This is a genomic window from Mesorhizobium waitakense (assembly GCF_056431085.1).
This window is the reverse complement of sequence record NZ_JBWKME010000008.1, coordinates 1-4,803: the sequence shown is the minus strand read 5'-3', so window position 1 is coordinate 4,803 and position 4,803 is coordinate 1. Positions and strand designations below refer to the sequence as shown.

Genomic DNA, 4,803 nt, shown 5'->3' with positions numbered 1-4,803 from the left:
CGCTACCACGCGCGGCGCCCAAAATCCCGCGGCCCTGCTCGGATGGATACGATCTACGCATGCGCCACAGTCATCAATTCACGCTGATTCTCAACGAGCCCTAGTCGACATAGCTGTTTCTCCCCACTCGACAGCGTTGACCGTTATTCCACTCAATTCGGCGCGGAAACGCTCACCTTTGCGCACGTAGCTCTGTGCAGTTTTTCGGAAATTTAGAATCTCCTCTTCGGACAGTATCCGGACGAACTTAGCCGGTGATCCCGTCCACAACTCTCCCGACTTAACTCGCCTGCCCGATGTCAGGAGACTGCGTGCCCCGAGAACACCATCCGGCTCGATGATGCAGCCGTTCATGACGGTCGAGGCCATCCCGACGAAAGCGCGGTCTTCCAAGTGGCAACCATGGATCAGGCAGGAATGCCCAACGGTAACATCATCACCGATGATGACATCGAATTCACCGGGGTCGATGTGAATAACCGACCCGTCCTGGATGTTGCTTCGCGCCCCGATCTGGATCGTATTGTCATCGCCACGCAGCACGCAGTTGAACCAGACACCGGACTGCGGCCCGATGGTCACCGCACCCACGATAGTGGCGGAAGGCGCAATCCACGCACTAACGGCAATCTTGGGCTGGCTGGAACCGAGATTGTAGACTGATTGAGATGTTGTAGACATCAACACTTCTCCCGTTTGTCCGGCTCTGCCGCGCTTCGAAGACCAGGCGCGGTGCCCGTATGGCTTTGAGCGCCTTTGTGCGCTTGTGAGGGTCGATCCCAGAGTTGGTCCGGTTCCATCAATTCGGTTACAACCAGTATCGTTGGCTCGTGTTTCCTTGATGCGGTCCGTGGATAAGGAGCTTGGACGTTTTGTGGGCGGCCTCCATCAAGTAAGAGCCGGTGATACTGACGTGGCCGCCCATCGTGCTGGTAGGCATGGTTGAAACGATTCGGCACACCTTCCAATATGAAGGCCAGCCCTACGTAGATGCCATCTGCTGCCCGGACGCATGATTTTCCTTGGCAAGCACCGCCTAGAAAAGCGCACGCTGATTCTTCTGCCGGATGACCGCTGTCTCGAACAAGAAGTCCTTGGTCTCCTAAAGTACATGACCTGAGCTGAAAGCTCGGTCACCAGCCTCACGGAGCAGGAATCCTCGCACCCTAGCGCGGACGGTGATTGGTTGCGATGCCTTTCAAACAGTGGGCGAATAGATCGGCCGGCCACCTTATTCAGGCTTTAAGATTTGCAGGATCTTCAAACGAGCGGTGAGTATATCATTGACTATCGCGGCCTGGACGGCGGCAGCATTCCTTGCCTTCAGTGCAGCGATTGCGGCGTCGTGAAATCTTTCGCCGTCGTTGTCTTCGAACCCCCGATTTGCAAGCAGGCCCAGTGTGGGACCGATTGTCACCCAAAGGTTGTCGATAATCGCCAGAAGCCTGGGCGCTTTCGACTGAGCATACAGTGCGAAGTGGAACTTGGCGTTTGCGGCCATCTTTGCCTTGGAGTCGTGAGATCTCCGATGCGTGCAATAGACCGCATGATGCTGCTCCAACTCGCGGATAAAGGTCGACGAAGCGTTTACCGCCGCAAGTTCCGCTGCCCATCCCTCAAGGTTGACGCGGATCTTTGTGATCTCCTCTAAATCTGACCGCCCCAGGCTTGGAGCTCTAATGGTCTTTAAGCCTCCCATTGATAGGCTTTCCTCGGACACAAGGCGCGTGATCGCCTCTCGGACAGGCGTAACACTGACCCCCAGTTGAGAGGCTATGGCGCGATGGGTGATCTTCTCGCCGGGCTTATACACGCCACTTCTGAGGTTTCCACGCACAATGCCGTATACTCTGGCGGACAGAGTCGTTGTCTGCGAGTGGTCGCCCAAATCGTTCAATGTCCTGGCCCTGACCGGCTGGTAGGCGCGTCGCTACTGCCTACCTTAGCCGTTCCAGTAAGGGTGCGCACCATCCTTAGGGACAGTATCACGACCTTCGTTCACCTATGTATCGCCCGCTTTTTGGCGTCGATAACCCGGCGGGGCCTGAACGCGCTAGGATATCGTCATCGCGGCCGGCCGCCACGTTTGCGTTACCGCTAATCGCAGCATCGCAGGCATGGACGGAACGCTGGGCGTCCAAAGTGATCAAATAGCCGTTGCAGATCAAGATGTAGCAATCGGCTGGGAGTGTTGTTCGGGCATGGGCGGCTCTTCACGTCGCCACGCGGGGTTGAGTGTGTTCATAGACGCACTGCTCATGCGCAACGGCGTCGTCGATCACAAACCTTAGTTCAGCGGAATGCTGCATCATAGACGGTTCCATATCACCAGTGTTTCCAAGCCGCACGAGAATGCTCACGCGTGTGTGGTCCCTAATACATCACACGGAGAAGGGTCAGGAAAATTCGGAATCGTTATTTGCGGCGGTGTTTGATTATGCAGTGGGTAGCGCGGGTGCCAACGAACCTGCACCAATTGTTCGCTATTATGACGGCACCATCCGATAAATCGATCACTCGGCAGCATGCTGCAATAGACCACCGCATCTAATTTCCTTGGGCGTGTAGCCGTAGTGCTTCTTGAACGCCAGGCAGAAGTTGGAAGCATGGTCGTAGCCGACTTCGTAGGCGATCATCTTCAGCGGCATCGTGGTGTTGACGAGGAGATCGACAGCCTTTGATAGGCGCACCATGGTCCGGTAATCGTGGGCGTTTATACCGTACCGATCCGCGAATGCCTTATTGAAGCCACGGCTCGGGATATTGAATTCCTCCGCCAGCTTGCAGATCGAAGGTTTATTCTGCAAATCGCCATCCAGAATGTTCTTGATGTGCTCCAACCTCTCAGCCATGCTTAGGACGGCGTCGGACTTTACACAACCAAGTGAAATTATGTTGTCTAAAGTGATGCAAAGTAACTCCTTGGCCTTTGCGGAGACATAATGATGCACAAAATGCTGACCGATGCTGCGAAATATGACCGATCTTGCGATCTTCTCCATTTCCGAACATAGCGGAAGCGCGATCCAGGTAAATCGCCCGCCGGGATGGTGCAACAAGTTCTGCAGGACCATTAGCTGTTCAGAAAACTCGGCCACCAGGCGTGGCGGATCCTGCGGGTCGTAACCGAGAGCCAGCGCCGTCTCCGATTGGCTTGCGGACCACTGACTTATCGCGTCGACACCTTTGGGATGGAAGTAGGCGACGAACGTGGGCTTCTGTAGCTCAAGTGCTGCGCCGTTGGACGGGGAAATGGTACGGCGTCCGTCCAAGTGATAGAGGAATACGAGGCGGTCGGTGCCCCGATGATTCTCGAGGCATTCTTTGCGCATGCTGAAGTGCTTGGTCGTCAGCAGAAGGCTGAACTCTATCTGAAAACAGTCTTCATGACCCGAGGCAAATTTGGAAGGCGGGATCCAGCGGCGTCCGAAGCCGGCCATTTCAGGCGGAGTCCGGACTTCCTCGAATTCCTTCGCCCACGCGATTTGCTCAAGAGCATTCATACGCTCGAACTCCGTTCGTTGTTATAACAAAATATTCGATTTTGGCTCGTTGTCAAACAGAGTAGGTGCCAAGCCACGGCCCTGAACTCGGGTTAACGGGCCTTACCGAAGCGGGCGAAGTCTGATTCAAGCCTCCTGACGATGGAGGGTTGAATGGAACTTAACGAGAGGCCGCGGCTGCGGGTGCTTCTGGATCATTTCGCGCTGATGGAAGACGATCGGGAGGCGTGGCGGGTCGCCCATCCGTTGCCGGAGGTTCTGCTGCTGGTGGTGGGACGATCGCCGCGTGGGACGACTTCGACGAGATCGTCGAATGGGGCGAGGACAACCTCGACTTCCTGCGTGGCTTCCTGCCGTATCATCACGGCTACCGAATGGATGCATATCTCTTCGCAGATCTTCGTGTCCTGGGCGATGGCGCGAGGCCGGACGCGCCGGCGCTGGTCGCGCTCGACGGCAAGACCTCGCGCGGAACCCTCGACCGCGGCGGCGGACGGGCGGCGCTCCACCTGGTCTCCGCCTTCGCCACGCGCAGCGGCTAGTGATCGCTTCGCCACGCGCGAGCGGCTAGTGATCGCCAGGCGACGGTGGCAGAAGGCGGAAGCGAGCAGGAGACGGATCCGATCCTGCTGGATCGCCTCGCCGACAACGAGCGGCTTCCGGGGCCCTCTTCACCATCGACGCCGTGGCCTGCAACGCCCGCACCGCCCAGAAGATCGTCGACGCAAAAACCGACGCCTGGCCGAGAAGGCCAACCAGCCTGGCCTCTTGGGCGAGGTCGAGACCTTCATCCTCGACGTACTGTTCGCGGGTGGCCGGGGTCCACATGACAATCTTCAAACTGGCTTCGACAACCGTTTGGAATCACGCGAACGTCGACCACTCAACCCCTCTCGAAACGGCCTCTAATCTTCTCATGGTCGTCGCCAGCATAACGACAAGTTGAATGTCATAACTCAACAGCGGTGGCGCTGTTCAGGCATTCGGTTACTGTCGGGCGTCAGCAATGCAGGGCTAATTTTATGCCAATAACACCATTCGGCACTCGCAATATCATAATCACCTGTGCGGTCACGGGCGGATCAAAATACAATCTCGATCACCCAAGTTTTCCGATTACCCCCAAGGAAATCGCCGACTCAGCAATTGAAGCCGCACGCGCTGGCGCAGCGATAGTCCATGTTCATGCGCGCGATCCCGCGACCGGCGCCGCCTCTTACGATGTCGATCTGTTCAAGGAAGTGGTTTTGTTGCAACGGCTGAACGAGAGCGCAGAGAAGCCTGATGCAAGGTCAATTAT

5 protein-coding genes are annotated in these 4,803 nt (G+C 56.7%); 2 read left to right on the top strand and 3 right to left on the bottom strand.

The genetic code is table 11. The annotated features are described in order from the left end of the window. Positions 1-90 precede the first annotated feature (90 nt). The 3 genes from AC07FD_RS00640 to AC07FD_RS00630 all read right to left on the bottom strand — a co-directional run bounded on the left by AC07FD_RS00640 (position 91) and on the right by AC07FD_RS00630 (position 3,503). On the bottom strand, positions 91-681 hold the full coding sequence (locus AC07FD_RS00640; protein WP_478348226.1) for a gamma carbonic anhydrase family protein: 591 nt from the start codon (positions 679-681) through the stop codon (positions 91-93). A gap of 550 nt (positions 682-1,231) precedes the next feature. Beyond that, positions 1,232-1,888 carry a GntR family transcriptional regulator gene (locus AC07FD_RS00635; RefSeq protein WP_478348225.1) on the bottom strand — a complete coding sequence of 219 codons (657 nt, stop codon included), beginning with the start codon at positions 1,886-1,888 and terminating at the stop codon, positions 1,232-1,234. A gap of 625 nt (positions 1,889-2,513) precedes the next feature. Continuing rightward, positions 2,514-3,503, bottom strand: coding sequence for a helix-turn-helix transcriptional regulator (locus AC07FD_RS00630; RefSeq protein ID WP_478348224.1), 990 nt, complete (start codon positions 3,501-3,503; stop codon positions 2,514-2,516). A 227-nt stretch (positions 3,504-3,730) separates the two neighbouring features. On the opposite strand from AC07FD_RS00630, the gene AC07FD_RS00625 reads away from it, so the two are divergent. Continuing rightward, on the top strand, positions 3,731-4,045 hold the full coding sequence (locus tag AC07FD_RS00625; RefSeq protein ID WP_478348223.1) for a hypothetical protein: 315 nt from the start codon (positions 3,731-3,733) through the stop codon (positions 4,043-4,045). Positions 4,046-4,525: 480 nt separating this feature from the next. After that, a partial coding sequence (locus AC07FD_RS00620; protein ID WP_478348222.1) for a 3-keto-5-aminohexanoate cleavage protein occupies positions 4,526-4,803 on the top strand: 278 nt, incomplete at its 3' end.